Below are 26434 nucleotides of genomic sequence, written 5' to 3' on the forward strand. Positions count from 1 at the left end.
CATGCAGGGACTCTGGGACACCGCCCACATCCATCCGTGCAACGACGTCGTCGTGCCCGGCGACACCATCCCGGCCGTCTTCTGGAACGCCGTCGCCGCGCGCGGCGACCAGGTCTGGATGCGTCAGAAGGAATTCGGCATCTGGCGCAGCTGGAGCTGGCGGCAGACCGCCGAGGCGGTACGCGAGATCGCCGGCGGCCTGATGGCGCTCGGCTTCGCGCCCGGCGAATGCGCCTCCATCCTCGCCAACACGGCGGTCGAATGGGTGCTGGCCGACCTCGCCGTGCTCAGCTGCGGCGGCGTCGCCAACGGCATCTACCCGACCGATGCCGCTTCCCAGGTGCAATACCTCTGCGAGGACTCGCGCAGCACCGTGCTCTTCGTCGAGGACGACGAGCAGCTCGACAAGGCCCTGGAGGTGCGCGCCCGGCTGCCCTTGCTGCGCAAGGTGATCGTGTTCGACATGAAGGGCTTGCGCGACCTCGACGACCCGGGCGTCATGAGCCTGGAGGCCCTGCGCGCCCTCGGCCGCGAGCACCTGCAGGCCCACCCGCAGGACCTCGGGCAGCGCATCGCCGCCTGCCGCCCCGAGCAGCTCGCCATCCTGGTCTACACCTCGGGCACCACCGGCAAGCCCAAGGGCGCCATGCACTGCCACCGCGGCCTGGTCCATACCATGCGCGGCTACAACACGCTGGCCGCACAGGACGAGCGCGACGAGCGCATGTGCTTCCTGCCGCTGTGCCACATCGCCGAGCGCCTGGGCGGCGAGTACTTCGCGATGTACACGGGGGCCATCCTCAACTTCGTCGAGAACCCCGAGACGGTGCCCGAGAACGTGCGCGAGATCGCGCCCACCGTCTTCACCGCCGTGCCGCGCGTCTGGGAGAAGTTCTATTCGGGCGTGATGATCGCCCTCAAGGAGGCCAGCGGCCTGCAGCAGGCGGCCTACGGCTGGAGCATCGGCGTGGGCAGCGCCATCGCCGAGCGCGTGCTGGCGGGCCGGCCGGTGGGCGCTCTATTGCGCTTCAAGTTCCGCCTGGCGCGCTGGCTGGCGCTGGACAACGTGCGCAAGCTGATCGGCATCCACCGCTCGCGCCTCCTGGTCACCGGTGCGGCGCCGATTTCGCCCGAGCTGGTCAAGTGGTATCTAGCGCTGGGCATCCCCATGCTCGAGGTCTGGGGCATGACCGAGACCTGCGGGGCGGCCACCGGCGTGCCGGCCGGGCGCATCAAGCCCGGCTCCATCGGCCCGGCGGCGGCCTACAACGAGGTGCGCGTCGACCCGGCGACCGGCGAGATCCTGGTGCGCGGCACCAACGTCTTCATGGGCTACCTCAACCTGCCGGAGAAGACTGCCGAGACCATCGATGCCGACGGCTGGCTGCACACCGGCGACGTCGGCAGCATGGACGAGGACGGGTATTTCCGCATTACCGACCGGATGAAGGACATCATCATCACGGCAGGGGGCAAGAACATCACGCCCAGCGAGCTGGAGAACGAGCTCAAGTTCAGCCCCTACATCACCGACGCCGTGGTGATCGGCGATGCCAGGCCCTACCTGACGGTGATCGTCATGATCGACCAGGAGAACGTCGAGAAATTCGCCCAGGACCACGACGTGCCTTTCAGCAACTACCAGAGCCTCACACGCGCCCAGGAAGTGCAGGACCTGATCCAGGGCGAGATCGACCGCGTCAACGCCAAGTTCGCCCGCGTCGAGCAGATCAAGAAGTTCTTCCTGCTCGAGACCCAGCTGAGCGCCGAGGACGAGGAGCTCACCCCGACCATGAAGCTCAAGCGCAAGCTGGTGCAGACCAAGTACCGCGAACGCATCGACGCCATGTACGCCTAGTTATTTGCAACCGAGGAGACCACGCTATGAAGATCCAGGCTTTGATCCCGCTGGCCGCGACGGCCGGTCTCGCACTGAGTGCCGGCCTGGCCGGTGCGCAGTCGCAGGGCGTCACCAAGGACGAGATCCGCATCGGCACCATCCAGGATTTGTCGGGCCCGCTCGCCGGCTTCGGCAAGCAGGCGCGCAACGGCATGCAGCTGCGCGTGGACGAGCTCAACGAGCAGGGCAACGTCCACGGCCGCAAGCTCAAGCTCTTCGTCGAGGATTCGGGCTACGACCCGAAGAAGGCGGTGCTGGCCGCGCAGAAGCTGGTCAACCAGGACAAGATCTTCATCATGGCCGGCCACATCGGCACCGCCCAGAACATGGCGGCGATGCCCGTGCAGTTCGAGAAGAACGTGGTCAACTTCCTGCCCATCACCGCGGCACGCGAGATGTACGAGCCGCACCACAGGCTCAAGTATTCCTTTGCCGCCACCTATTACGACCAGATCCGCCTGGCGCTGCCCAAGATGATCAAGGAGAAGGGCGCCAAGAAGGTCTGCACCATCTACCAGGACGACGAGTTCGGGCTCGAGGTGCAGCGCGGCGCCGAGGCCGGCCTCAAGGCCGCGGGCATGGAGCTGACCGAGAAGACCTCGTACAAGCGCGGCGCCACCGATTTCTCGTCGCAGGTCGCGAAGATGAAGGCCGCCAACTGCGACCTGGTGGTGCTGGGCACCATCATCCGCGAGACCATCGGCACCGTGGGCGAGGCGCGCAAGACCGGCTTCAACCCGACCTTCCTCGGTTCCAGCGCGGCCTACACCGACCTCATCCACAAGCTGGGCGGCAAGGCCATGGACGGCATCTACGCCACCCACACGGCGCAGCATCCGTACCTGGACGAGGCCTCGCAGCCGATCCGCTTCTGGGCCAACAAGTACAAGACCAAGTTCAACGAGGACCCGACGGTGTTCTCGGTCTACGGCTACACGATCATCGACGCCTTCATCAAGGCCGCGCAGAAGGCCGGACCCAACCTCACGACCGACAGCTTCGTCAAGGCCATGGACACCATGACCTTCGAGCCCGACATGTTCGGCGCGCCGAAGAGCACCTACACCGCCACCAAGCGGCTGGGCAACGATCTGTCGCGGCTGTCGCAGATCGTGGATGGCAAGTGGAAGGTGATGTCGGATTACGTCGCGCCCTGAGGGTGGGGCGCGGCCAGGCCCGATGCGGTGTAGGAGAATCAAGGCCCCCGAAAGAATTCATTTCCCCCACCGAGCATGACCGCAGCAAGCCTGGACGAGCTGTTTGCCGAGAACCATTCGCTGCCCTCGGTCCCGAAGGTGGTTCGCGACCTGATCGAGGTCCTGAGCAACGACAACGCCACGCTGTCGCAAGTGGCCCGCAAGATCGACGTCGACCAGGTGTTGACGGCCAAGATGCTGCGCCTGGCCAATTCGCCCTTCTACGGCGTGCGCCGGAAGATCTCCACGATGGAGGAGGCCATCCGGATGCTCGGCCTGTCGGCGATCCGGACCCTGGTGATCAGCTCCAACCTCACGGGCACCTTCAAGAAGGTCCCGCACGTGGACCTGCCGGGCTTCTGGCGGCACAGCCTGCGCGTCGCCTCCGCGGCCCGGCACCTGGCCGCCGAGTCCCGCGCCGTCGACCCGAACCTCGCCTTCACGGTGGGCAGCATGCACGCGATCGGCCACCTGATCATGTGCATCGTCATGCCCGAGGAGATGGGGCCGCTCAACGCCTCCTGCCCGATCGACACCGTGAAGCGGCTGGGTGCGGAGGAGCAGGCCTTCGGCTACCACTTCGGCGACGTCAGCGCGCGGCTGGCTTCGCGCTGGAATTTCTCCGACGAGTTCGTCACGGCGCTGGACGGCTTCGCGCGGCCCATGCGCGTGCAGCCCTTCGATCCCTTGTCCGGCATCGTGCATCTCGCCGTCTGGCGAGTGGCGGTGGATCGCCAGGAAGACCCGGAAGGCCCAGGCTGGCCCGCCGAGGTGGTCGATGCCCTGGGGCTGTCGCGCGAGAAGCTGCAGCAAATGCCCACGCCGGCCGAACTGGCGGCGGATCTCGAATTGATGATCGCCTGAAGCCGGGCGCCGGATTTGCCGCTAAGGCTGCTCGCTCGCGTCGAAATCCAGCTCCACCTTCGCCCCGTTCGGGTCATGGCAGAACAGCTGCCAGGTCCCCGCGCCGGCCTGCTGCCGCAGCTCGTACTTCGTGCCGCTCTCGTCGAAGCGGGCTTTCACTGCCCGCAGGTCGCGCGCGGTGAAAGCCATGTGGTCGATCACGCCCGTGCGCTGCGCCGGCACCGGGCGGCCGAAGTAGAGATGCACCAGCGCCTGCGGTCCTTCGCCGTAGAGCCAGGCGCCGGCAAAGCCGAGGTCCGGCCGGTGGCCGACCCGCAGACCGAGCAGGCCGGTGTAGAAGTCCAGCGTCTTCTTCTCGTCCTCCGCGGTGACGGTGAAGTGGTTCATGCCGACGATCATGGGATGGCTCCTTCCGGGTTGTTCAGGGCCGCAGCACCAGCGCGCCGAGGGTGGCGCGCGATTCGAGGCGCGCGTGCGCCTGCGCCGCGGCTTCGAGCGAATGGCGTTCGATCGGCGGCAGCTGGATGCTGCCGTCGGCCAGCGCATCCCACACCCGCTGCGCCCGCTCGGCCAGCTGCGGCTGGGTCGCCACGTAGTCGAACACCACCGGCCGCGAGAAGCTCAGCGACTTGGCGACCAGCGCATCGGGCGGCAGCGGCGCCAGCGGGCCGCTGGCCTGGCCCAGGCTGATCCAGTGGCCGCGGCGGGCCAGGGCCGCCAGGTTCTCGTCGCGGGCCGCATCGCCCAGACCGTCGACGAGCACGTCGGCGCCGCCGCAGGCGCGCTGCACGGCATCGGCGAAGCGGTAGTCGCGCGTCACGATCACATGCTCGCAGCCATGCTCGCGCGCCACGCGGGCTTTTTCTTCGCTGGAGACTGTGCCCAGCACCGTCGCGCCCAGCCGGCGCGCCCAGGCGCACACCAGCAAGCCCACGCCGCCGGCCGCCGCATGCACCAGCAGCCGCGTGCCGCGCTGCACCCGGCCCAGGTCGCGCAACAGGTAATCGGCGGTGATGCCCTTGAGCAGCAAGGCGGCCGCCACCTCGTCCTCGATGGCCGCAGGCAGCCGCACCACCCAGTCGGCGGGCACGCAGCGCACGCCGCAGTAGGCGCCGGGCAGCGGGCCCAGGTAGGCGACGCGATCGCCCGGCAGCAGCCCGCCCACCTGCGGCCCGACATCGAGGACGCTGCCCGCGGCTTCCATGCCCGGCACCAGCGGCAGGGCCGATGGAATCCAGCCGCGCCGCAGGTAGATGTCGATGAAGTTCACGCCGATGGCGCGCTGCCGGATGCGCACCTCGCCCGCGCGCGGCGCCGGCGCCTCGCCCTCCTGCGCTCGCAGCATCTCGGGCCCGCCATGGCGCTCGACCACCATGCGGCGCGTGGGCAACGGCAAGGCTGCCGGCATCGGCTCGGCCAAGCCGGGGGGGCGCAAGTCGCCACCCTCGCGCAGGTAGCGCCGCAGGTTCTCGAAGCCCGCCTCGTACACCCCCTGCGCCACCATGTCGCGCAGCTCGCGCTCCCGGCCGGGCGGCGTCGCAAAGCTCGATTCCCAATGCCAGAAGGTGCGGTTGCCGTCCGTCACGGGCTTCAGCGTGACGGTGGCCACGTAGCGCTGCAGCGGCACCGTCGCCTCGACGATGCAGTAGGTGCTCTTGTGCTCGCGGTCCGACAGCGTCAGCAGTTGCTCGCGGATGCGGTTGCCGTCGCGCAGCGTGAAGCTGCGCACGCAGCCCACCTGGTCGCTGCGCTCCCCGCCCTCGATGCGGCTGGCCTCCACCACCTCGTGCCACTGGTCGTGGCTGTTGAAGTCGCGCAGCACCGCCCAGACGCGCTCGATCGGCGCGTCGATGATGGTCGAGCGGACGACGCGTTGCAGCATCAGGCCTCCCGCCGGGCCGCCCCCAGGGAGGCCTTGTGGAGGCGCAGCGAATGCACGAAGCGATGCGCGTGGGGGCTCATCAGCCGCGCCCGAAATGCCGCTTCAAGGCATCGAAGCCAGCCTGGAAAACCCCCTGGCCGATCGTCTCGGCGAGCTCCCGCTCGCGCCCCTCCTCGCAGTCGAACTCCGCGCTCCACTCCGCGAAGCAGCGCGCCCCGTCCGTCACCGGCGTGAGCTTGAGCGTCGCGACGTAGTTCGCCACGCCCATCGGGCTCTCGAGGATCTCGTAGCTGCAGCTGTATTCGTAGTCCGACAGCGCCAGCAGCCGCTCGCGGACGGTGCCGCCGTCCTTGGCATGGAATTGCCGGATGCAGCCCACGCGGTCGGCCGGCTGCCCGTTCTCGATGCGGCTGTCCGCGATCGACGGGTGCCATTGCGGCAGGCCGTTGAAGTCGCGGATGCGCGACCACACGGTGTCGGCGCCGGCATCGATGACGCTGGAAACATAGACCTGCACCATCCGTCATTCCTTCTTCTTCGCGCCGCCCGAAGGCAGCGCCGCCTGCGTGCCGGCGGGCTCGCCCACCAGGCGCTGGATGTCGCCGCCCTCGATGCCGATCTCGCGCAGCAGCTGGTCCACCAGCGGCGCCTGGGCGCGGAAGCGCAGCGCCGAGTTCACCAGGCCGTCCGCAAAGCCGCCGTTCGACTCGCCGTTGGGCACGCCGCCGTGGCCGCCGCCGCCCAGCCCTTCCACATGCAGGATCTTGATGCCCTCGATGCGCTCCATCGGCCGCACCGACTCGCGGATGATGGCCTCGGCCTTCTCCACCAGCTTCATGCGCAGCGCCGACATGCGGGCCTCGGGCGACAGCATGTTGTGCGCCTCGTTCATCATGCGCTGCGCTTCGGCCTCGATCTCGGCGCGCACGCGGATCGCCATCGACTTGATCTTGTCGGCGTCGGCATCCGCCTCGGCCTGGGCGCGCAGCGCGGCCCCCCGGTCGGCGCTGGCTTCCTTCTCGGCCTGCGCGGCAGAAGTCAGCCGCAGCGCGTCGCGCTCGGCCGCCTGCGCGGCGGCGATCAGCTCGATGGCCTTCTTGCGCTCGGCCATCTCCACCTCGCGCGCGGTGAACACCTTCTCTTCCGCCGAGACCGCCTGCGCCCGCGCGGACTCGGCCTCGGCCTGGGCCTCGCTCTGTGCCTTGCTCTCGCGCGCCACCGCAATCGCGCGCTGCTGCTCGGCCAGCTCCAGCGACAGCCGGCGCTCGATCTCCGCGCCCTGGATCGCGCGCTCCTTGGCGATGCGCTCCTCCTCGACGGTCTGCTCGGCCCGGATGCGGGCGGCGTCGATGCTCTGCTTGGCCGCGATCTGCGCGCCCTCGGCATCCTGCTCGCGCTGGGCGCGCTCGGTCGCCAGCTCGGCGCGCTGGCGGGCGCGCGCGATCTCCACCTCGCGCTGCTGCGAGAGGCGGGCATGCTCGCCCTCGCGGTCGATCTCCAGCGAGAGCTTCTCGGCCTCCAGGTTCTTGTTGCGGATGGCGATCAAGGTGTCCTGCTCGACGTCGTTGCGCTGCTTCTTGCGGCGCTCGATCTGCTCCGTCAGGCGCGTCAGGCCCTCGGCGTCGAAGGCGTTGCTGGGGTTGAAGAACTCCATGCCGGTCTGGTCCAGCTGCGTGAGGGAGGCGGCCTCCAGCTCCAGGCCGTTCTTGGTCAGGTCCTCGGCCACCGATTCGCGCACCCGCTTCACGTAGGCGCCGCGCTTCTCGTGCAGCTCTTCCATGGTCATCTCGGCGGCGGCGGTGCGCAGGGCATCGACGAACTTGCCCTCGACCAGCTCCTTCAGCTGCTCGGGTTCCATGGTGCGCAGGCCCAGGGTCTGCGCGGCCGCGGCCACCGCGTCGGGATGGGCGGCCACGCGCACGTAGAACTCGGCGATCACGTCCACCCGCATGCGGTCCTTGGTGATGAGCGCCTTGTCGCGGCCGCGGCTCACCTCGAGCCGCAGCGTGTTCATGTTGACCGGAATCACGTCGTGCACGATGGGCAGCACGAAAGCCCCGCCGTCGAGCACCACCTTCTGCCCGCCCAGGCCGGTGCGCACGAAGGCGCGCTCCTTCGAGCTGCGCAGGTAGAGCCAGTGCAACAGCCAGACGGCGAGCGCGACCACGATCGCGACGACGATCAGGCCGAGGATGAAGCCGCCGAATTGAGAACCTGACATAAGGGTCGTCTCCAGTTATCGCGTGATCTGAACGAAGCGCCGCGTGGTCTCGGTCAACGCGGTCTCGGTGGGCAGCCGCTCCATCGAGCTGGCGCCGTAGAAGCCGTGGCAGTCGGGGCAGCGCGACAGCACATGCCGCGCGTCATCGGGCGTGGCGATGGGCCCGCCATGGCACAGCACGATGGCCTCGGCGTTCACCGCATGCGCGGCCGCCGCCCAGGCGTTGATGCGCGCCACGCAGTCGTCCAGCGTGAGCGCCGTCTCCGCGCCGATGGCGCCGCCGGTGGTCAGGCCCATGTGGCACACGATGATGTCCGCGCCGGCCGCGGCCATGGCGCGCGCGTCGGCCTCGCCGAACACATAGGGCGTGGTCAGCAGGTTCATTGCATGGGCACGCGCGATCAGCTCGACCTCGAGCCCGTAGCCCATGCCGGTCTCCTCCAGGTTGGCGCGGAACGTGCCGTCGATCAGCCCCACCGTCGGAAAGTTCTGCACCCCCGAGAAGCCCAGGCCCACCAGCCGGCGCAGGAATTCCTCCGGGATCATGAAGGGGTCGGTGCCGTTCACGCCCGCCAGCACCGGCGTGTGCTTCACCACCGGCAGCACCTCGTGCGCCATCTCGCACACGATCTCGTTGGCATTGCCGTAGGCCAGCAGCCCGGCGAGCGAGCCGCGGCCGGCCATGCGGTAGCGGCCGGAGTTGTAGATCACGATCAGGTCGATGCCGCCCGCCTCCTCGCATTTGGCCGACAGGCCGGTGCCGGCGCCGCCGCCGACGATCGGCCGGCCGGCAGCGATCTTGGCGCGGAAGCGTTCGAGCAAAGTGGTGCGGGCGATGCGGGGCATGGTGGTCAGGCGCGTCGTGCGCGCGGGGTGGTCGTCGAGAGCTCGTGCCAGGCGCCGACCAGCGCGTCGGCGAAGGCCTCGTCGTTGATGTGCAGGGGCAGGCGCTGCAGCTTGCGATCCGTGCCGGGCCGGAAGCCCTGCTCGATGGCGGCGAAGAGCGCGCGGTCGGCCTCGGGGTCGTGGAAGGGCTGGCCGGGGCGGTCGATCGCCGACACGCCGCCTTCGGGGATCAGGAATCGCAGCGGTCCGCGCATGGCGTTGAGCTTGGCGGCGATGAAGAGGCCGATCGCCTCGCACTCCGCCGGCGTGGTGCGCATCAGCGTCACCGTCGGGTTGTGCCGGACCAGCTTGCGCGCGCGGAAGCGCTCGGGCACGCTGTCCCAGGCGCCGAAGTTCACCATGTCCAGCGCCCCGCAGGAGCCCACGTAGGGCAGGGCATGGCGCGCGAACACGTCCAGGCGCGTGGGGCCGGCCGAGAGCACGCCGCCCGCGATCTCGTCGGCGATCTCGGTGGTCGTGACGTCGATCACGCCCGCGAGCAGGCTCGAGTCGGCCAGCTTCTCCATCGACTGGCCGCCCACGCCCGTGGCATGGAAGACCAGGCAGTCGTAGGACGCCTCGAGGTGCTTGGCGACGGCCTGCACGCAGGGCGTGGTGACGCCGAACATGGTCAGGCCGAGCGCCGGCTTGCTCTCGGCCGAGACGAGCGGCGGATGCGCGATCATCCCCGCCAGCGCATGCGCCGCATTGGCCAGCACGCGCTCGCTGATGCGATGGATGCCCTGCACGTCGGTCACCGAATACATCATGCAAATGTCGCTCGGCCCCACGTAGGGCCGCGTGTCGCCGCTGGCCATGGTCGACACCATGACCTTGGGCACGCCGATCGGCAGCGCGCGCATGCCCTGCGTGGCCATCGAGGTGTTGCCCGAGCCGCCGGCCGCGATGAGGCCGCCCAGGTCGCGACGCGTGCGCACGAAGGCCTCGAAGGCCAGCGCCATGGCGGTGGTCGCGCTGCCGCGGTCGCCGCTGAAGACGGCCGTTTCGCCCTGCGGATGGTGGCGCGCCACCTCGCGCGGATGCACGCTGGCCGGCGAGGTTCGGCCGGAGGTCGAGAGATCCACCGTGACCACGCGCAGGCCCAGCCGCTCCAGGCACTGGCGCAGGAAGAACAGCTCGCGGCCCTTGGTGTCGAAGGTGCCGGCGACATAGGCGGCACGGGTGCTGCCGGCCGCCACCGGAAAGTCGAAGAGCCGCCCGGCAGCACGGTCCTCCGATTCCGTGCTCCCTCTCCCGCTCGCGGGAGAGGGTTGGGGTGAGGGCGAGGCCGGTGGCGCCGCACGCGAGATATCCACCACCGGCGCCGCCGCGTCGCCCGCATTCCAGCGCGTGAACCCGCGCACCGTGCGCGGCGCCGGTGCATCCAGCGAGGGCACGCCGTCGCCATGCGCCCGGCGCACCGTGTAGACCTGCGGCGCCGCCGCCTCGGCCGCCGCCGGGGGCGCCACCACCTCCTCGTGCCCGTTCGAGCGCACCCCCAGCAGCCGCTCCTGCAGCGCCTGGTCCGCCGCGAGTTGCGCGGCCGGCATTTCCTGCGCGATGCGCCCGTTGACCATCACGCCGATGCGGTCGGTCACCGACATCGCCACGCCCAGGTTCTGCTCGATCAGCAGCACCGCGATGCGGCCCTCGGCCGCGAGATCGCGCAGCGACTGCGCCACCTGCTCCACGATCATCGGCGCCAGGCCTTCGGTCGGTTCGTCCATCACCAGCAGCCGAGGCTCCAGCAGCAGCGCGCGGCCGATCGCCAGCATCTGCTGCTCGCCGCCCGAGAGCTGGGCCCCGCCGTGCCCGCGCCGCTCGGCCAGCCGCGGGAACAGGCCGTAGATGCGGTCCAGCTCGCGCCGCCGGCGCGCCACCAGGCGCAGCGTCTCGTCGACCGTGAGCGAGGGCCACACGCGCCGTCCTTGCGGCACGTAGGCGATGCCGCGCCGCGTGATCTCGTGCGGCGCGAGCCCGAGGATCTGCTCGCCCCCCAGCAGGATGCTGCCCCGGGCCGGCACCAGGCCGGTGATGGCGTTGCACAGCGTGGTCTTGCCCATGCCGTTGCGCCCGACGATGCCGAGCACGCCGCGCTCCAGCACCAGGTCGACGCCCTGCAGCGCATGGGCGCGGCCGTAGAAGACGTCGAGCGCCGCGATGGCGAGCAGCGGCGCGCCGGTGGCGCCGATGCGGCCGGCCTCCTCGCGGTGGCGCTCGAACCAGGCCATCAGTGGTGGCTCCCCATGTAGATCGCCTGCACCTCGGCATCGGCCTCGATCTCCCGCGGGGTGCCGGTGCGGAGCTGGCGGCCGTTGTGCATCACGGTCACGCGCTCCACCACGCGCAGGGCGATCTCGAGGTCGTGCTCGATCAGCACGAAGCTCATGTGTGCCGGCAGCGAGCGCAGCAGGGCCACCAGTTCGCGGCGCTCCGCCGGCGACAGGCCCGCGGCGGGCTCGTCGAAGAGGATCAGCCGCGGCGCGCCGGCCAGCGCCATGCCGATCTCGAGCTGGCGCTGCTGCCCGTGCGCGAGATTGGCGACGCGCTCGCCGGCGATGTGGGCCAGCCGCGTGCGCTCCAGCAGGTCCTGCGTGGCCAGCGTCGAAGCATGTCCGGCGCCGGCGCGCGCCAGGCTGAAGCGTCCGTTGCCCACGCCGCGCACCGCCAGGAACAGGTTGTCGCGCACCGTCAGGTCGCGAAACAGCAGCGAGGACTGGTAGGTGCGCCGCAGGCCCTTGCGGATGCGCTCGTGCGGCGGCAGATCGGTGATGTCCTCGCCGAAGAAATGGATGCGGCCGGCGGTGGGCGGAAAGTCGCCGGTAATGGTGTTGAAGAGCGTGGTCTTGCCTGCGCCGTTGGAGCCGAGGATGGCGTACTTCTCGCCCGCGGCCACCGTGAGCGACACCCCGTCCACCGCGCGCAGCGCGCCGAAGGCGCGCGTCACGCCGCTGAGCACCAGCGCGTCGCCCGAGGCGAGCGGCACGTGCGCCACCGCCCCGCCCCGCGGGAGCGCGGCGGTGCCGGTGCGCAGCGTGGTGACGGAGGCCACCCTGGTTTCTCCCTCAGGGGCAGGCCGGCACGTCGCGCGAGCCGATCTTGAATTCCTCCTTCTTCATCCCCAGCAGCTGGTCGACGTTGTCGATCTTGCTGTGCACCTTGTTGAAGAGATTGCCCTTGTCGTCCTTCACCACCTCGGTCACGAAGGTGGTGCCGATCGCCTGCCGGTTGGCGTCGAGCTTGACGTCGCCGTTCGGCGTCTTCAGGGTCATCTTCGACAGTGCCTCGCGGTACTTGGCCTGGTTGCCGGAGAGGTCGCCCTTCACCGCCTCCAGCCCGTCCAGCGCCGCCTTCATGTTGACGTAGTACACGTAGGCGAACAGGCTCGGGCTCGGGAAGCCGCCCGCCGACACCGGATAGGCCTTCTGGTAGTCGGCGACGAAGGCCTTCCAGTCCGCGCCGTCGTAGGCGTCGGCCAGCGGGCCGGCCGACAGCGTGCCCACCAGCGACTCGCGCCGCTTGCCCTTGTAGTTCAGCACGTCCTGGCTCACCGTGATGGAGCCGCCCAGCATCGGCTTGTCGCCGCCGGCGTTCTCGTACTGGGTGAGGAAGTTCACCGCGTCGGCCCCGCCGAGCACCACCAGCAGCGCGTCCACGTCCTTCGGGATCTTGGCGATCACGGAGGAATAGTCCTTGCCGCCCAGCGGCACCCAGGCCTTCTCGGGCACCTTGCCGCCGGCGCGGCAGTACTCGGTCATGAAGCCCTGCACCTGCGAGTAGGGGAAGGCGTAGTCTTCGGCGATCACCATCACCCGCTTGTAGCCCTTGGCCATGGCGGCCTTGCCCAGGCCGATCATCCACTGCGCGCCCTCGGTGTTGAAGCGGAAGAAGTTCGGGCTCGGGTTGTCCAGCGTGGTCGCCTGCGCGCCGGAGGCGCCGTTGATGAAGGTCACCTGCGGCTGCGTCTTCGAGTAGTCCTTGACGGCGATGCCTTCGCCGCCCGACAGCGGGCCGACCATGATGTCGACCTTGTCCTGCTCGACCAGCTTGCGCGTGGCGTTGACCGCCACGTCCGGCTTGGCATCCGAGCTGGCCTTGATGATCTCGATCTTGCGGCCGGCGACCGTGCCGCCGCGCTGCTTGACCGCCAGCTCCGCGCCGCGCATGCCGTCCGCGCCGCCGGCCGCGAACGGCCCCTCCAGCGTGGCCAGCAGGCCGATCTTCACGGGCTGGCCCTGCTGCGCCCATGCGCCACCCACCAGCGCCGCCAGGGCGGCCGCACCCAACATCGAACGAACCCAGAGTCGCTTGTTCACGTTCACGGTTGTCTCCTTTGGTTGGAAGTCATGCCTGGCCTCGATCCGAGGCGCGAGCGCAGCGCCGCCCACAGTCCGAGCAGGCCGTCGGGGGAAAACAGGACGATCGCGAAGAACACGCCGCCGATCAGGAGGTTGAAGCGCTCGCGGTCGATCAGGTCGATCGCGAAGGTCTGCAGCAGCACGAAGACGATGGCGCCGAGAAAGGCGCCCATGGGGTGCCGCATGCCGCCGAGCACCGCGACGACGAGGATGTTGATGAGCCAGGAGATGCTGACCGAGCCCGGCGTGATCAATCCGTTGTACCAGACCAGCAGCACGCCCCCCACCGCCGCCAGCAGCCCGGCCAGTGCATAGGCCGCCACCCGGTGCGCGACCACGTGGTAGCCCAGCGCTTCCATGCGCCGCGGGTTGTCGCAGATGCCCTGCAGCGCGATGCCGAAGGGCGCGCGCACCACCCAGCGCACCAGGAAATAGCCCGCCATCGCGCAGGCCAGGCAGAGGAAGTAGAAGGGCACCGGGTCGCGCCAGGCGACGCCGAGCACCTTCGGGGGGTAGATCTCGCGCAGGCCCTGGAAGCCGTTGAACACGCTGTAGTTCTGCAGCACCAGGTAGTAGAAGGCGACGCCGATCGCCAGCGTGATCATGATCGTGTAGATGCCTTCGGTGCGCACCGAGAGCCAGCCGATCAGCGTGGCGCAGAGGGTGGCGATGGCCAGTGCGAAGGGCACCGCCACCCACCACGGCCAGCGCATCGCGATGTCGGCGCCGCTGCTGCTGGTGCCGAGCACCGCGAGCGCATAGCCGGCGATGCCGGCGACCGTCATCTGCGCCAGCGACACCATGCCGCCGTAGCCGCCGAGGAAGGTGAGCGAGAGTGCGATCAGGCCCAGCACCAGCGACTGCGCAGCGACCTGGAAGGTGATGAAGGGCGTGGCGACGAAGGGGAAGACCAGCACGAAGACGAGCACGGCGAGGTGATGGGGCCGGACCGTGCGGCGCAGCGCGGCCAGCCAATCGAGGCGGGCGGGTGCCGGCGCGGGCAGGGCCGCCGGCGCGACGGGCGCGAGCGGAAGCGCCTGTGCGCCCGAGCGCATCGCGCGGCGCCATTGGGCGGCGCTCATAAGGCAACCTCCGCGCGCCGCGCTGCGGTGCTGTTGGACCTGGGAGCGGCCCGGCGTCTCATGCCGCCGCCCTCCCCATGATCCCGCGCGGCCGGAAGGCCAGCACCAGGATCAGGATCACGAAGGTGAAGACCACGCTGTACGTCGGCGCATAGGCCAGCCCGTAGGTCTCGGCCAGCCCGAGGATGGCCGATCCCAGCGCGGCGCCGGGCACGCTGCCCATGCCGCCGACGATCACCACGATCAGCGAGGCCAGCAGCAGCCGGGTGTCCTCGCCCGGCACCATCGACAGCTCCACCGCGCCGATCACCCCGCCCAGGCCGGCCAGGCCGGCGCCGAGCATGAAGGTGATGGCGAACACCATGTTCACGTTCACGCCCGAGGCGGCGAGCATGCCGCGATCGTCCACGCCGGCGCGGATCATCATGCCCACGCGCGTGCGCGTGAGCAGCCACCACAGGCCCAGGCCGATGACGATGCCGAAGCCCAGCAGGGCCAGGCGATAGGCCGAGTAGGCATTGATCAGCGGGATGCCGCGGATCGGCCCCCGCAGCCAGGCCGGAGCCTCCATCTGGTGCACCTGGCCGGTGAAGACCCACAGCAGCACGTCGGCGATGACGATGGACAGCGCGATCGTCACCAGCGTCTGGCGCAGCTCCTGCCCCTGCATGTGGCGCAGCACCAGCAGCTGGATCAGCAGTCCGCCGAGCGCGGCCACCGCGAAGCCGGCGGCCAGCGCGAGGAGCCACCAGCCGGTGTGCTCCGAGACCACGAAGGCGACGTAGCCGCCCAGCAGGTAAAGCGAGCCGTGCGCGAGGTTCACGTTGCGCATCAGGCCGAAGACCAGGGTGAAGCCGCTGGCGACGATGAAGTAGAGCGAAGCCAGCGTGAGGCCGTTGAGCAGGGTCACCAGGTACAGGCGCGCGTTGTCCGCGAGCGCCCAGGCCGAGAACACGGCGATCGGGCCGCCGACCAGCAGCCAGACGAGCCAGCGTGCGGTCCGGCTCGCTGGAGTACGGCTCATGCGGCGTGCTCCCAGGCCCGCTGCGAGGCGATCTCCGGCGCCTTGGCGAACTCGCCGTCCTTCATCACCGCGAGGATGCGCTTCGGATCGCGCAGGATCGCGAGGTTGGCCAGCGGGTCGCCATCCACCAGCAGCAGGTCGGCCAGGTAGCCGTCCTGGATGGTGCCCAGCTCGTCGCCGCGCTTCATGATCTGGCCGCCGTAGAGGGTGGCGCAGCGGATCGCCTCCATCGGCGTGAAGCCCAGGTAGCGCACGAAGAACTCCAGGTCGCGCGCGTTCTGGCAGTGCGGCGTGAAGGCGAAGCCGTAGTCGCCGCCGGGCAGGACGCGCACGCCGCGGCGGTGCATGGCCTTGAGCGATTCGAGGGCGGCGTCCCATTCGACCTGGTAGCCCATCGCCACCGCCTTCTCGTGCGTGATGCCGTAGGGCTCGGCCTCGTGCAGCATGGCGTAGAGGATGGCGATGCCGGGGGCGACGAAGACGCGGTCCTTGGCGGCCTCCAGCATGTCCAGCGTTTCCTCGTCGGTAAAGCTGGCGTGGTAGATCACCTCGATGCCATGGCGCAGCGCCTGCTTGACCGAGGCGGCCGAGCGGGCGTGCGCGGTGCCGCGCTTGCCGCGCACGCGGACCTCTTCCATGGCGGCGGCCACCTCGGCGTCGCTCATCCAGGTGGTGTCGGCCGGGGAGTCGGGCGTGAAGTTGTCGCCCGAGAGGTTGAGCTTGATGGAGTCGACGCCGTACTTGAGGAACATGCGCACGACCTTGCGCATCTCGTCGGCGCAGTTCACGTTGACGCCGAAGCTGAACTCGGGGAAGGGCAGGTGCGGCAGGGTCTCGTCGCCCAGGCCGCCGGGGACGGTGATCTCCTGGCTCGCGGCCAGGTAGCGCGGGCCGGGGATCTGGCCGGCGTTGATGGCGTTGCGGATCACCACGTCCAGCCGCGGCTTGGCGCAGGCGGCGCCGACGCAGGAGGTGAAGCCGGCTTCGAGGTAGCGCCTGGCGACCTTGGCGCACCACAGCACGTGCTCCTCCAGCGGCATGCGCTGGATCGCCGAGAGCGTGGCGGCGTCGTTCCAGGAGAAGTGCGTGTGGGCCTCGCACATGCCGGGCATCAGCGTGGCGCCGGCGCCGTCGACCACCATCGCGCCGCCGGGTGCGATCGGCGCGGTGCTGCGGCCCACCTGGCGGATGCGGTTGCCGCGCACCAGCACGCTGCCGGTGTAGGGGTTCTGGCCGGTGCCGTCGAGGATGCGGACGTTGGTGAAGACGACATCGCTCATGAAAGTCTCCCGTGTTGCTCCCAGCGCGTCGTGTGCGAACGCCGCACCGGCGGCGCGCGGTGGAACTCGCCGTCCTTCATCACCGCCAGGATGCGCGCCTTGTCCTGCAGCACCGTGATGTCCGCCAGCGGATCGCCATCGACCAGCAGCAGGTCGGCGAGATACCCTTCGCGCACGTAGCCCAGCTGCTTGCCCATGCGCATCATCGGCCCGCCCCACGCGGTGGCCGACAACAGGGCCTCCATCGTGCTCATTCCCACGTACTTGACGAAGTACTCCAGGTCCTTCGCGTTGGTTCCGTGCGGCGTCCACGCAAAGCCGTAGTCGCCGCCCGGCAGGATGCGGATGCCCCGCTTGCGCATCGCCCGCATGCTCTCCACCGCGGCCTCCAGCTCGCGGTGGTAGCCCATGCGCCGCGTCACCTCGGGCGTCAGGCCCCACTGGCTCGCGTGGTGGCAGGTGTTGATGAGCCAGGCCAGGCCCGGCGCGATGAAGTGATCGAACTTGTGCGCCTCGAGCAGGTCCAGCGCCTCCTCGTCGGTGAAGCTGGCGTGATAGATCACCTCGATGCCGTGCTTCACGCACTGCTTGATCGACCAGGTCGAGCGCGCATGCGCCGCCACCCGCTTGCCCCAGGCCTTGGCCTCCTGGACGCACACCGTGACTTCTTCCTCGGTGAACTGGCTCATCTCGCTCGGCATGCCGGTGATCGATTCGCCCGAGAGATTGATCTTCAGCGAATCGACGCCGTACTTGGCGAACATGCGCACGCAGCGGCGCATCTCCTCGGCACCGCTCACCACCGCGCCGAAGGCGAACTCGGGCTGCGGCAGGTGCGGCTGCGTGGTGTCGCCCAGGCCGCCGGGCACGGTGATCTCCTGGCTCGCCGCCAGATAGCGCGGGCCGACGATGGTGCCGTCGTTGATCGCGTTGCGAATCACCACGTCCAGCCGCGGCTTGGCCGCCGCGGCGCCGACGCAGCTCGTCCAGCCCATGTCCAGGTAGCGCTTGGCGACCTCGGCGCACCACAGGATGTGCTCCTCCGGCGGCATGCGCTGGATGGCGTCCAGGCTGGGCTGGTCGTTCCACGAGAAGTGCGTGTGCGCCTCCACCATGCCGGGCATCAGGAAGGCGCCGGCGCCGTCGATCAGCTGCGCGCCCATGACCGGCGCCGCGTGCTGGCCGTAACCCGTCTTGACGACGCGCGCGATGCGGTTGCCCTGCACCAGCACGTCGCCGGTGAAGGGCGCCTCGCCGCCGCCGTCGAAGACGCGGACGTTGGTGAACATCACGTCGGCCATCGGTTCAGCTCCTTGCGTTCGCGGCCAGGAAGTCGCTCAGTTCGCGCTGGCATTCCTCCGGCCGCTCGACGGGCGTCCAGTGGCCGCAGCGCGACAGCACCACCACGCGCTTGCTGGCGGCGTTGTGCAGCCGGTCAGCCATCGCGCGCACCGACTGCGGCGGCGCCACGCCGTCCTCGTCGCCGGTGACCAGCAGCACCGGCGCCTCGATGCGTTCCACCGCCGCGCCCTGCGCGCCGGCCAAGGCCTCGCAGCTGCGCGCGTAGGCCTCGCCGTCCTGCCGCATCAGGCTTTCGCGCACGAAGGCCACGGCGAGCGGCAGGCGCCGGCGCGTGTCCGCGGAGATCGCGGCCTGCAGCAGCCCTTGCGTGATCTCGTGCATGCCGGCCGCGCCTTCGCGGGCCTTGGCGGCACGCGCCTTCATCGCCGTGCGCGCGGCCTCCGGCGGTGCGATCAGCGGGCCGAAGAGTGCCACGCTGGCCGCCAGCTTCGGATGCGCCGCGGCAATGTGCTGGCAGACGATGGTGCCCATCGAATGACCCACCCAGTGGGCCCGTGCGATGCCCAGGCGCTCGCAGACGCGCAGCAGCGCCTCCATGTAGCGCTCGATCGAGAGCTCGCCCTCGGCCCGCTGCGAACGGCCGCTGCCGGGGAGGTCGACGCGGACCACGCGATGCCGCGCCAGCGCCGGCATCAGCGGCGTGAAGCTGTTGGAGCTGCCGCCCAGGCCGTGCACGCACACCACGGCCGGGCCGTCGCCTTCTTCTTCCACCGCCATGCGGTCGATCAGCTGGAATGACATCGTCGGGCGGCCTACTCGAAGGCGTTCTCGATGACGCCCACGCCATCGACCTCGATGCGCACCACGTCGCCGGACTTCAGCCACTGCGGCGGCGTCTGCCCCATGCCCACGCCGGCCGGGGTGCCGGTGGCGATCACGTCGCCCGGATACAGGGTGATGCCGCGCGAGCAGGTCTCGATCAGCGTGGGGATGTCGAAGATCATGTCCTTCGTCTGGCCGTCCTGGCGCAGCGCGCCGTTGACCCAGCCGCGCACGCGGGTGGCGCGGCCGTCGAGTTCGTCGGCCGTGACGATCCACGGCCCCATCGGGCAAAAGGTGTCGAAGCTTTTGCCGAGCGACCATTGCTGGTGCCGCATCTGCACGTCGCGCGCGGTCACGTCGTTGACCACCGTGTAGCCGAACACGTGGTCCATGGCGCGCGAGCGCGGGATGTCGCGTCCGCCGCGGCCGATGACCACCGCCAGTTCCGACTCGTAGTCGATCTGCACCGAGGTGGCGGGCGAGGGCAGGCGCACCGCATCGCGCGGGCCGATCACGCATTCGCCCAGCTTGCCGAAGACGATGGGCCAGGGGTCGCTCTGCGGCATGCTTTCGCGGAACACGGTGCCGGCGAGCTCGCTGGCATGCGCGTGGTAGTTGCGGCCGACGCAGAACAGGCTGCGCAGCGGCCGTGGCAGCGGCGCGCGCAGGGCGAGGACTTCGACCGGCAGCCGCGCGCCGGCAGGCGAGGGCAGGGATTCGCCGCGGGCGAGCGCCTGGATCAGGGGAAGGGTGCCGAGCGAGGCGTCGCGCCATGCGAGCGGCGTGGCTTCGCGCCCGTCGGCCGAGATCGTGCCCACGTGCTCGCTTCCGCCCCAACTCCAGCTGGCCAAGCGCATCGCCTTTGTCTCCGGCTCGTCTCGTGGTCGTTGCCGCTCGTGCCGGCTGCCGCGAGATCAGGGAACTTAGCTTTATGAGACTTGCGTCTCAAATCGGGATCGGTGCATCATACGTGCCGACCTCGGACCTTCACAAGCAAGCCCGGCCCTTCGGCACTCCGTAATAACCCCATGGCGCAACTGAAGCACAAGCTGAGCGAACCGCCGGTGCCGCCCGAGCGCGGCGTCAAGGCGGCCACCTTCAAGCTGCTGCTCGACACCGCCATGGACATCATCCGGCAGAGCGGCCACATCCCGTCGGTGGCGGAGGCCGCGGCGCGCTCGAAGGTCTCGCGCGCGACCGCGTACCGCTATTTCCCGAGCCGCAGCGCGCTGGTCACCGCCGTCATCGACAGCTCGCTGGGGCCGGTGCGCAAGCTGGCCTCCGACAACCCCAGCGGCCGCGAGCGCGTGCACGAGCTGTTCCTGCAGACCTTCCCGCGCTTCAAGGAATTCGAGGCCCAGTTGCGCGCCGCGGCGCAGCTCTCGCTGGAGCAATGGGGGCTGGAGCGCGCCGGGCTGCTGGAGGAAGAGCCATACCGGCGCGGGCACCGCGTGCGCATCCTGGAGCATGCGATCGAGCCGCTGGTGCCGCAGCTGCGGCCGGACGTGCGCAAGCGGCTGCACCATGCCCTGTCGGTGGTCTACGGCATCGAGCCCTACGTGATCCTCAAGGACATCTGGGGCCTGCACGACCGCGAAGTGGAGCGCACCGCGCTGTGGATGGCCGACGCGCTGATCGATGCCGCGTTGCGCGAGTCGGACCAGAAGCCCGCGCCGCGCGGCAGGCCGAAGCCCAATGGCGCGAGGGTGCCGGCGGCGGCCGGCGCGAAGCGGCGCTGAAGTGGCCGAAGTTCAGCCGGAGTTGCGCCCGAAGATGACCGAAGCCACGCCGTCGCCCGCCTGGTACGACGCCCAGTACAACAACCGCGCGCGCATTCCGGAGCATCCGGAGATCCTTGCGCACTGGGCCGAAGCCTCGGCCCGCGCCTACGAGCGGCCGGGCTGGGTGCTCGACGTCGCCTATGGCGAGGACCGCAGCGAGCGCCTCGACGTGCTGCCTGCCGAGCGGCCCGGCGCGCCGGTGCTGGTCTACATCCACGGCGGCTACTGGCGCGCGCTCGACAAGCGCGACCAGAGCTTCGTGGCCCCGCCTTTCGCCGACGCGGGCGCGATGGTGGTGCTGGCCAACTACGCGCTGTGCCCGGCGGTCACCCTCGAGCGCATCGTGCTGCAGCTGGTGCAGGCCCTGGCCTGGGTGCATCGGAATGCGCGCACGCACGGCGGCGACCCCGGGCGCATCGTGGTGGCCGGCCATTCGGCGGGTGGGCACCTGGCGACGATGCTGCTGGCCTGCCACTGGAAGGCGGTCGCGCCGGATCTGCCTGCGGACCTCGTCAAATCGGCGCTGTCGATTTCAGGTCTCTACGAGCTCGAGCCGCTGCGGCATGCGCCCTTCCTGGCCGCCGATCTCGGCCTCGATGCGGCAAGGGCGCTGCAGCTCAGCCCTGCCGCCATGCCCGCTCCCTCGCAGGGCTCGCTGGCGACGGTGGTCGGCGGCGACGAGAGCGAGGAGTTCCATCGGCAGGCCGGCCTGATCGGTCGTGCCTGGGGCTCGCGGGTCATTGCGGCGGAACGGGTGCCCAGGCGCAACCACATGGACGTGCTGAACGAGCTGGCGCAGCCGAGTTCGCGGACGTTCCGGCTGGCTCTGGAGCTGCTGGGTCGAGGGTGATCCCTTGGTAGCACAACAGTGCTACAGTGGTCGCTTTCCGGGAAGCCAACATGTCGACGACCACCATTCGCATCGAAGACGATCTGAAGGCACGCATTGCTACCGCTGCCGAGCATGCGGGAAAGAGCGCGCACGCCTTCATTGTCGAAGCGATCTCCCAGAAGGTGGAACAGATCGAGGCAGAGGAGGAACTGCACCAGCTGGCGCAGAAGCGTTGGGCCAAAGTGCTGCAAACCGGCAAATCGATTGCCTGGGACGATGCCAAGGAATACCTGGTTGCGCGGGCCGCGGGACGGCCGGTGGTACGACCATCGGCGCGCAAGATGCGTGGAGCCTGAAGAACTCGATGACGCGGATCGAGCTCGCGCCGGAGGTCCTCGAAGATTTCGATCGGATCGTCGATCATTTGCTGCGCCACGAGGTCGAGGACATCCCGGCCCGCATGGCCGGCATCGTTCAGGCGCTGGACATCCTGGCGCACAGTCCCCTGATCGGCCGACCCGCCAAGGCAGGTCGGCGCGAGTTGCTGATCGGGCGAAATGCTCGCGCGTACGTCGCGCTCTATCGATTCGTTCCTGAGATCGATACGGTCTTCGTGCTGGCATTGCGCAGCCAGCGCGAATCGGGGTTCAAGCGGCCGGCGCCGTGAGTCGCCGCCATGCGGACCAGCAAAAAGGCCGCCTTCAAGGCGGCCTTTGCGTTCGGAAAACGCGGCGGAACCGGGCTGCCTCAGTCTTCGACAAAGGCCTCTTCGCGCTTCGCCTTGATCGACGGCAGCAGCACGATCCCCAGCAGCAGCAGCGCGGCGACCAGCAGGCCCGCCGACAGCGGCCGCGACACGAACACGCTCCACGTGCCGCGCGACAGCAGCAGCGCGCGGCGCAGGTTCTCTTCCATCATCGGGCCCAGGATGAAGCCCAGCAGCAGCGGTGCCGGCTCGGTGCGCAGCTTGAGGAAGAGGTAGCCGACAAAGCCGAAGATCGCGACCATCCACACGTCGAAGGTGTTGTTGTTGGTCGAGTACACGCCGATGGCGCAGAACAGCACGATGGCCGGGAACAGGAACTTGTAGGGCACCGTCAGCAGCTTGATCCACATGCCGATCAGCGGCAGGTTCAGGATGATCAGCATCGTGTTGCCCAGCCACATGGAGGCGATCAGGCCCCAGAACAGCTCCGGGTTGCTGGTCATCACCTGCGGGCCGGGCTGGATGTTGTGGATGGTCATCGCGCCCACCATCAGCGCCATCACCGCATTGGGCGGGATGCCCAGCGTCAGCAGCGGGATGAAGGAGGTCTGCGCGCCGGCGTTGTTGGCGGATTCGGGCGAGGCCACGCCGCGGATGTTGCCCTTGCCGAAGGCGATTTCACCGGGGCGCATCGCGATCTTCTTCTCGAGCGCATAGGCTGCGAAGGCGGCCAGCAGCGCGCCGCCGCCGGGCAGGATGCCCAGGGCCGAGCCCAGCGTGGTGCCGCGCAGCACCGCGGGCGCCATGTTCTTGAAGTCCTCCTTCGTCGGCCACAGGCCCTTGACCTTGGAGGTGAAGACTTCGCGCTCGTCGTCGGGCTGCGAGAGGTTGCCGATGATCTCGCCGTAGCCGAACACGCCCATGGCGATCACCACGAAGCCGATGCCGTCGGTGAGCTCGGGGATGTCGAAGCTGAAGCGGGCCACGCCCGAGTTCACGTCGGTGCCGACGATGCCCAGCAGCAGGCCCAGCACGATCATCGCCACCGCCTTGAGCAGCGAGCCCGAGGCCAGCACGACGGCGCCGATCAGGCCCAGGACCATCAGCGAAAAATACTCGGCCGGGCCGAACTTGAAGGCCAGCTCGGTCAGCGGCGGCGCGAACGCGGCCAGGATCAGCGTGCCGACACAGCCCGCAAAGAAGGAGCCCAGGCCGGCTGCCGCGAGCGCGGGCCCGGCGCGGCCTTGCCTCGCCATCTGGTAGCCGTCGATACAAGTCACCACCGAGGACGATTCGCCCGGCAGGTTGACCAGGATGGCGGTGGTGGAGCCGCCGTATTGGGCTCCGTAATAGATGCCCGCCAGCATGATCAGCGCCGACACCGGCGGCAGCGCATAGGTGGCCGGCAGCAGCATCGCGATGGTGGCGACGGGGCCGATGCCCGGCAGCACGCCGATCAGCGTCCCCAGGATGCAGCCGATCAGGCAATACAGCAGGTTGGTGAAGGTGAAGGCGACGCCGAAGCCGGTCGCCAGGTTGTGGATCAGGTTCATGGCGCTCTCGTCCTCAGCCGGAAATGAAGGTGGGCCAGACCTGGATCTGAAGCTTGAGCGCCCAGATGAAAGCCACGTAGCTGCCGGCCGCCAGGATCGTCGCGAGGACCAGCACGTCGCGCAGCTTGAAATGGGCGCCGGCCATGCTGGAGATGATGGTCAGCGCATAGATCGCGAGGATCATGCCCATGGCCGGCAGCCCGATGGAGGGCAGGCCGCCGAGCAGCACGCCGAAGGCGAGATTGGCGCCGAGCACGTAGGCGAGCGGCTTCCACGCCCACTTGCCGATCTTCTCGCCGTCGACGGTCTCGACCACGAGCGCCTCGAACATGATGGCGGCTCCCAGGACCGCCAGCAGGATGCCCAGCATGAGCGGGAAGTAGCCCGGCCCCATGCGGGCGCCGTCCCCGATGTTGTAGCTGGTGGCGCCGATGGCGAAGGCGCCGCCCACCGCCGTGAACATGACTCCCGAATAGAAGTCGGCCTGACTCTTGATGCGCATGTCTCAACCCTCGTTGTGGAGCTTTCGAGGGTCGTTCGCGGCGGCTGACCGCCGGCTGACCGGTGCCGTACGGACTTCCACGTAGCGGGGCGCGGGGTCGGCGGAGGGCGGCGGTCTTGCTCCCTCTCGCCTTGGGGAGAGGGCTGGGGTGAGGGCAGCGGAGGTGGCAACCGGCGCGCGTCATCCACGGCCCGGTGCCCTCACCCCCACTCTCTCCCAGAGCGAGAGGGAGATGGAGTCAAGCGGGCGGCCGCTTCGCGATCCCCATCGTCTTCGCCAGGATGCCCAGCATCACCTCGTCCGCCCCGCCGCCGATCGACGCCAGCCGCCCATCCCGGTACAGCCGCGACACGCGGTTCTCCCAGGTGAAGCCCATCCCGCCCCAGAACTGAAGGCAGGTGTCGGCCACCTCGCGCGTGAGGCGGCCGCACTTGAGCTTGGCCATCGAGGCCAGCGCGGTCACGTCCTCGCCCTGCACATGCAGGTCGCAGGCGCGGTAGGTCAGCGCGCGCAGCGCCTCGACCTCGGTCTGCAGTTCGGCCAGCTTGAACTGCACCCACTGCTGGTCGGCCAGGGTGCCGCCGAAGAGGCGGCGCTCCTGCGCCCATTCGATGGTGTCGCGGATGCAGTCCTCCATCGGCTCGAGCGAGCTGGCGGCGCACCACAGGCGCTCCTCCTGGAACTGCTGCATCTGGTAGACGAAGCCCTGGCCCTCCTCGCCGATGCGATAGCGCTGCGGCACGCGCACCTCGTCGAAGTAGATCAGGCCGGTGTCGCTCGAATGCATGCCGATCTTGCGGATCTTCTTCGCCTTTTCGATGCCGGGGCTGTCCATCGGCACGATGACCAGCGACTTGTTGCGATGCGCGGGCCCGTCGCCGGTGTTCACCAGCATGCACATCCAGTCGGCCTGCAGGCTGTTGGTGATCCACATCTTCTGGCCGCTGACGAGGTAGTCGCCGCCATCCTTGCGCGCGCGGCTCGTGAGGCCCGCCACGTCGCTGCCCGCGCCGGGCTCGCTGACGCCGATGCAGCCCACGGACTGCCCCGCGATCGCCGGGGCCAGGAACTCGCGCCGGAGCGCGTCGCTGCCGAAGCGCGCCAGCGCCGGCGTGCACATGTCGGTCTGCACGCCGATGGCCATCGGCACGCCGCCGCAGCGCACATGGCCCAGGGCCTCGGCCATCGCCATCGCGTAGGAGTAGTCGAGGCCGGCGCCGCCGTAGTCCTCGGGCTTGTTGAGTCCCAGCAGGCCGAGGGCGCCGAGCTTGCCGAACACCTCGTGCGCGGGGAAGCCTTCCGCCGCTTCCCATTCGTCGACGTGCGGGTTGATCTCCTCGTCGATGAAGCGCCGCAGCGTCTTCTGGATCTCGAGGTGCTCGTGGGTGTACTGCATGCCCCACTCTAGGCGCGGCCCGCGGCGAGCCGCTTGCGCCAAGTGGCTATGCGTGGCGCGGCGAGACCGCCTTGCGGGGCTCGTCCAGCGCGCGCCCGGTCACCACCCAGAGGATGAAGATCAGCACCGCGCCGGCCGTGCCGAACACGCCCAGGCCGAGGTTGCTGCCGCCAATGCTCAGGCTGCCGGGCGGCGTGGGCGCGGTGCACACCATGGTGGCGGCCGTCATGCCCACGTAGTGCATGGAACACACCGCCACGCCCATCACCGCGGCGGCGACCACCTGGTGCGTCAGCTCGGTCAGGTTGAAGGCCAGCCACAGGGCGGAGGCCGCCGCGATGATCGCAATGGCCACCGAGCCGGCCACGATGCCCCAGTCCAGGGTCATCGCCGCGCGCAGGCTCATCGCGTACATGCCCATGTAGTGCATCACGCAAACGCCCAGCCCGGCGAGCAGGCTCCCCATGACCCAGCCCTTGCTGTTGAAGCGCTTGCCGCCCGCGAGGTAGAGCGCCAGGCCGGAAATGACGATGGCCGCCACCAGCGAGACCACCGTCAGCGGCAGGTTGTAGGCGACCGGCACCGGCAGGCGATAAGCCACCATGCCGATGAAATGCATCGACCAGATGCCGATGCCACCCAGGGCCACCGCACCGCCGGCGAGCATCGCGAGGTCCACGCTGCCGTCGCTGCGCACCATCTTGCGCGTGCACAGCAGCGCGAGCAGAGAACCGAAGAAGGAGATCACGTACGACAGCGCGACGGTGCCCATGGCGTAGGTGGGGTTCAGCACTTGACCGACGAGAGGGTCCATGACTTCTTTCCTTTTCGACGAGTGGAGAAAGACC

General features: G+C 69.4%; 25 protein-coding genes and 1 pseudogene. 7 read left to right on the top strand and 19 right to left on the bottom strand.

Annotation, left to right across the window (positions count from 1 at the left end; all coding sequences use genetic code 11):
• Position 1 precedes the first annotated feature (1 nt).
• The 3 genes from AC3A6Y_RS07060 to AC3A6Y_RS07070 all read left to right on the top strand — a co-directional run bounded on the left by AC3A6Y_RS07060 (position 2) and on the right by AC3A6Y_RS07070 (position 3960).
• On the top strand, positions 2-1858 hold the full coding sequence (locus AC3A6Y_RS07060) for an AMP-dependent synthetase/ligase (RefSeq protein ID WP_487867478.1): 1857 nt from the start codon (positions 2-4) through the stop codon (positions 1856-1858).
• Positions 1859-1884: 26 nt separating this feature from the next.
• Entirely contained in the window at positions 1885-3057 is a 1173-nt protein-coding gene (locus AC3A6Y_RS07065) for an ABC transporter substrate-binding protein (RefSeq protein ID WP_487867479.1), read from the top strand.
• Between the two features lie 75 nt (positions 3058-3132).
• A complete protein-coding gene (locus AC3A6Y_RS07070; protein WP_487867480.1) occupies positions 3133-3960 on the top strand; it encodes an HDOD domain-containing protein in 828 nt (275 codons plus the stop codon).
• 21 nt (positions 3961-3981) lie between these two features.
• Here AC3A6Y_RS07070 and AC3A6Y_RS07075 read toward each other — a convergent pair whose 3' ends face one another.
• From AC3A6Y_RS07075 to AC3A6Y_RS07145, 15 genes and pseudogenes are all read right to left on the bottom strand, one after another.
• Positions 3982-4359, bottom strand: a complete 378-nt coding sequence (locus AC3A6Y_RS07075) for a VOC family protein (protein ID WP_487867481.1) — start codon at positions 4357-4359, stop codon at positions 3982-3984.
• 22 nt (positions 4360-4381) lie between these two features.
• Positions 4382-5842, bottom strand: a complete 1461-nt coding sequence (locus AC3A6Y_RS07080; protein WP_487867482.1) for an SRPBCC family protein — start codon at positions 5840-5842, stop codon at positions 4382-4384.
• Between the two features lie 79 nt (positions 5843-5921).
• Positions 5922-6362 carry an SRPBCC family protein gene (locus AC3A6Y_RS07085; RefSeq protein ID WP_487867483.1) on the bottom strand — a complete coding sequence of 147 codons (441 nt, stop codon included), beginning with the start codon at positions 6360-6362 and terminating at the stop codon, positions 5922-5924.
• A 3-nt stretch (positions 6363-6365) separates the two neighbouring features.
• Positions 6366-8063 carry a flotillin family protein gene (locus AC3A6Y_RS07090; protein WP_487867484.1) on the bottom strand — a complete coding sequence of 566 codons (1698 nt, stop codon included), beginning with the start codon at positions 8061-8063 and terminating at the stop codon, positions 6366-6368.
• A 15-nt stretch (positions 8064-8078) separates the two neighbouring features.
• Complete coding sequence (locus AC3A6Y_RS07095; RefSeq protein WP_487867485.1) at positions 8079-8909, bottom strand: phosphoenolpyruvate hydrolase family protein; 831 nt, start codon at positions 8907-8909, stop codon at positions 8079-8081.
• Positions 8910-8914: 5 nt separating this feature from the next.
• Positions 8915-10147, bottom strand: coding sequence for a Tm-1-like ATP-binding domain-containing protein (locus tag AC3A6Y_RS07100; RefSeq protein ID WP_487867810.1), 1233 nt, complete (start codon positions 10145-10147; stop codon positions 8915-8917).
• A gap of 525 nt (positions 10148-10672) precedes the next feature.
• Positions 10673-11179: pseudogene (locus AC3A6Y_RS07105) on the bottom strand (ABC transporter ATP-binding protein); the annotation flags it as partial.
• Positions 11179-12000 (bottom strand): ABC transporter ATP-binding protein, encoded by an 822-nt coding sequence (locus tag AC3A6Y_RS07110; protein ID WP_487867486.1) that lies wholly within the window; start codon positions 11998-12000, stop codon positions 11179-11181. The pseudogene AC3A6Y_RS07105 and the gene AC3A6Y_RS07110, both read right to left, overlap by 1 nt.
• 13 nt (positions 12001-12013) lie before the next feature.
• Positions 12014-13270, bottom strand: coding sequence for an ABC transporter substrate-binding protein (locus tag AC3A6Y_RS07115; RefSeq protein WP_487867487.1), 1257 nt, complete (start codon positions 13268-13270; stop codon positions 12014-12016).
• Entirely contained in the window at positions 13267-14388 is a 1122-nt protein-coding gene (locus tag AC3A6Y_RS07120; RefSeq protein WP_487867488.1) for a branched-chain amino acid ABC transporter permease, read from the bottom strand. Before AC3A6Y_RS07120 ends, AC3A6Y_RS07115 begins: the two co-directional genes overlap by 4 nt.
• A 58-nt stretch (positions 14389-14446) precedes the next feature.
• Entirely contained in the window at positions 14447-15412 is a 966-nt protein-coding gene (locus AC3A6Y_RS07125; RefSeq protein ID WP_487867489.1) for a branched-chain amino acid ABC transporter permease, read from the bottom strand.
• Positions 15409-16692: a metal-dependent hydrolase family protein gene (locus AC3A6Y_RS07130; RefSeq protein ID WP_487867490.1), complete on the bottom strand. Its 1284-nt coding sequence runs from the start codon at positions 16690-16692 to the stop codon at positions 15409-15411. Before AC3A6Y_RS07130 ends, AC3A6Y_RS07125 begins: the two co-directional genes overlap by 4 nt.
• Positions 16689-17993, bottom strand: a complete 1305-nt coding sequence (locus AC3A6Y_RS07135; RefSeq protein ID WP_487867491.1) for a metal-dependent hydrolase family protein — start codon at positions 17991-17993, stop codon at positions 16689-16691. The genes AC3A6Y_RS07130 and AC3A6Y_RS07135 overlap by 4 nt, the downstream gene beginning before the upstream one ends.
• A 4-nt stretch (positions 17994-17997) precedes the next feature.
• Positions 17998-18795 (bottom strand): alpha/beta fold hydrolase, encoded by a 798-nt coding sequence (locus AC3A6Y_RS07140; RefSeq protein WP_487867492.1) that lies wholly within the window; start codon positions 18793-18795, stop codon positions 17998-18000.
• An 11-nt stretch (positions 18796-18806) separates the two neighbouring features.
• The gene (locus tag AC3A6Y_RS07145) at positions 18807-19673 is read right to left on the bottom strand and encodes a fumarylacetoacetate hydrolase family protein (protein ID WP_487867493.1); all 867 of its coding nucleotides are present in this window, start codon (positions 19671-19673) and stop codon (positions 18807-18809) included.
• A gap of 171 nt (positions 19674-19844) precedes the next feature.
• Here AC3A6Y_RS07145 and AC3A6Y_RS07150 point away from each other — a divergent pair, with 171 nt between their 5' ends.
• From AC3A6Y_RS07150 to AC3A6Y_RS07165, 4 genes are read left to right on the top strand one after another with little or no spacing between them, the layout of a single operon-like run.
• Positions 19845-20555, top strand: coding sequence for a TetR/AcrR family transcriptional regulator (locus tag AC3A6Y_RS07150; protein WP_487867494.1), 711 nt, complete (start codon positions 19845-19847; stop codon positions 20553-20555).
• 34 nt (positions 20556-20589) lie between these two features.
• Positions 20590-21447, top strand: coding sequence for an alpha/beta hydrolase (locus tag AC3A6Y_RS07155; protein ID WP_487867495.1), 858 nt, complete (start codon positions 20590-20592; stop codon positions 21445-21447).
• A 50-nt stretch (positions 21448-21497) separates the two neighbouring features.
• On the top strand, positions 21498-21785 hold the full coding sequence (locus AC3A6Y_RS07160) for a CopG family ribbon-helix-helix protein (RefSeq protein ID WP_487867496.1): 288 nt from the start codon (positions 21498-21500) through the stop codon (positions 21783-21785).
• An 8-nt stretch (positions 21786-21793) separates the two neighbouring features.
• Positions 21794-22096, top strand: coding sequence for a type II toxin-antitoxin system RelE/ParE family toxin (locus AC3A6Y_RS07165; protein ID WP_487867497.1), 303 nt, complete (start codon positions 21794-21796; stop codon positions 22094-22096).
• Between the two features lie 80 nt (positions 22097-22176).
• Here the strand turns inward: AC3A6Y_RS07165 and AC3A6Y_RS07170 are convergent, their stop codons facing one another.
• From AC3A6Y_RS07170 to AC3A6Y_RS07185, 4 genes are all read right to left on the bottom strand, one after another.
• Positions 22177-23688, bottom strand: a complete 1512-nt coding sequence (locus tag AC3A6Y_RS07170) for a tripartite tricarboxylate transporter permease (RefSeq protein WP_487867498.1) — start codon at positions 23686-23688, stop codon at positions 22177-22179.
• 13 nt (positions 23689-23701) lie between these two features.
• Positions 23702-24190, bottom strand: a complete 489-nt coding sequence (locus AC3A6Y_RS07175) for a tripartite tricarboxylate transporter TctB family protein (RefSeq protein WP_487867499.1) — start codon at positions 24188-24190, stop codon at positions 23702-23704.
• A 238-nt stretch (positions 24191-24428) separates the two neighbouring features.
• The gene (locus AC3A6Y_RS07180) at positions 24429-25586 is read right to left on the bottom strand and encodes an acyl-CoA dehydrogenase family protein (RefSeq protein ID WP_487867500.1); all 1158 of its coding nucleotides are present in this window, start codon (positions 25584-25586) and stop codon (positions 24429-24431) included.
• 46 nt (positions 25587-25632) lie between these two features.
• Positions 25633-26400, bottom strand: a complete 768-nt coding sequence (locus AC3A6Y_RS07185) for an MHYT domain-containing protein (RefSeq protein WP_487867501.1) — start codon at positions 26398-26400, stop codon at positions 25633-25635.
• Positions 26401-26434: the final 34 nt, after the last annotated feature.

This window comes from Variovorax sp. Soil_C_17 (assembly GCF_057657265.1).

What these genes read in the sequence shown, in the direction of transcription:
- AC3A6Y_RS07060 (WP_487867478.1), top strand. Translation starts at nt 2, where the DNA reads ATGCAGGGACTCTGGGACACCGCCCACATCCATCCGTGCAACGACGTC.
- AC3A6Y_RS07065 (WP_487867479.1), top strand. Translation starts at nt 1,885, where the DNA reads ATGAAGATCCAGGCTTTGATCCCGCTGGCCGCGACGGCCGGTCTCGCA.
- AC3A6Y_RS07070 (WP_487867480.1), top strand. Translation starts at nt 3,133, where the DNA reads ATGACCGCAGCAAGCCTGGACGAGCTGTTTGCCGAGAACCATTCGCTG.
- AC3A6Y_RS07075 (WP_487867481.1), bottom strand. Translation starts at nt 4,359, where the DNA reads ATGATCGTCGGCATGAACCACTTCACCGTCACCGCGGAGGACGAGAAG.
- AC3A6Y_RS07080 (WP_487867482.1), bottom strand. Translation starts at nt 5,842, where the DNA reads ATGCTGCAACGCGTCGTCCGCTCGACCATCATCGACGCGCCGATCGAG.
- AC3A6Y_RS07085 (WP_487867483.1), bottom strand. Translation starts at nt 6,362, where the DNA reads ATGGTGCAGGTCTATGTTTCCAGCGTCATCGATGCCGGCGCCGACACC.
- AC3A6Y_RS07090 (WP_487867484.1), bottom strand. Translation starts at nt 8,063, where the DNA reads ATGTCAGGTTCTCAATTCGGCGGCTTCATCCTCGGCCTGATCGTCGTC.
- AC3A6Y_RS07095 (WP_487867485.1), bottom strand. Translation starts at nt 8,909, where the DNA reads ATGCCCCGCATCGCCCGCACCACTTTGCTCGAACGCTTCCGCGCCAAG.
- AC3A6Y_RS07120 (WP_487867488.1), bottom strand. Translation starts at nt 14,388, where the DNA reads ATGAGCGCCGCCCAATGGCGCCGCGCGATGCGCTCGGGCGCACAGGCG.
- AC3A6Y_RS07125 (WP_487867489.1), bottom strand. Translation starts at nt 15,412, where the DNA reads ATGAGCCGTACTCCAGCGAGCCGGACCGCACGCTGGCTCGTCTGGCTG.
- AC3A6Y_RS07130 (WP_487867490.1), bottom strand. Translation starts at nt 16,692, where the DNA reads ATGAGCGATGTCGTCTTCACCAACGTCCGCATCCTCGACGGCACCGGC.
- AC3A6Y_RS07135 (WP_487867491.1), bottom strand. Translation starts at nt 17,993, where the DNA reads ATGGCCGACGTGATGTTCACCAACGTCCGCGTCTTCGACGGCGGCGGC.
- AC3A6Y_RS07140 (WP_487867492.1), bottom strand. Translation starts at nt 18,795, where the DNA reads ATGTCATTCCAGCTGATCGACCGCATGGCGGTGGAAGAAGAAGGCGAC.
- AC3A6Y_RS07145 (WP_487867493.1), bottom strand. Translation starts at nt 19,673, where the DNA reads ATGCGCTTGGCCAGCTGGAGTTGGGGCGGAAGCGAGCACGTGGGCACG.
- AC3A6Y_RS07150 (WP_487867494.1), top strand. Translation starts at nt 19,845, where the DNA reads ATGGCGCAACTGAAGCACAAGCTGAGCGAACCGCCGGTGCCGCCCGAG.
- AC3A6Y_RS07155 (WP_487867495.1), top strand. Translation starts at nt 20,590, where the DNA reads ATGACCGAAGCCACGCCGTCGCCCGCCTGGTACGACGCCCAGTACAAC.
- AC3A6Y_RS07160 (WP_487867496.1), top strand. Translation starts at nt 21,498, where the DNA reads ATGTCGACGACCACCATTCGCATCGAAGACGATCTGAAGGCACGCATT.
- AC3A6Y_RS07165 (WP_487867497.1), top strand. Translation starts at nt 21,794, where the DNA reads ATGACGCGGATCGAGCTCGCGCCGGAGGTCCTCGAAGATTTCGATCGG.
- AC3A6Y_RS07170 (WP_487867498.1), bottom strand. Translation starts at nt 23,688, where the DNA reads ATGAACCTGATCCACAACCTGGCGACCGGCTTCGGCGTCGCCTTCACC.
- AC3A6Y_RS07175 (WP_487867499.1), bottom strand. Translation starts at nt 24,190, where the DNA reads ATGCGCATCAAGAGTCAGGCCGACTTCTATTCGGGAGTCATGTTCACG.
- AC3A6Y_RS07180 (WP_487867500.1), bottom strand. Translation starts at nt 25,586, where the DNA reads ATGCAGTACACCCACGAGCACCTCGAGATCCAGAAGACGCTGCGGCGC.
- AC3A6Y_RS07185 (WP_487867501.1), bottom strand. Translation starts at nt 26,400, where the DNA reads ATGGACCCTCTCGTCGGTCAAGTGCTGAACCCCACCTACGCCATGGGC.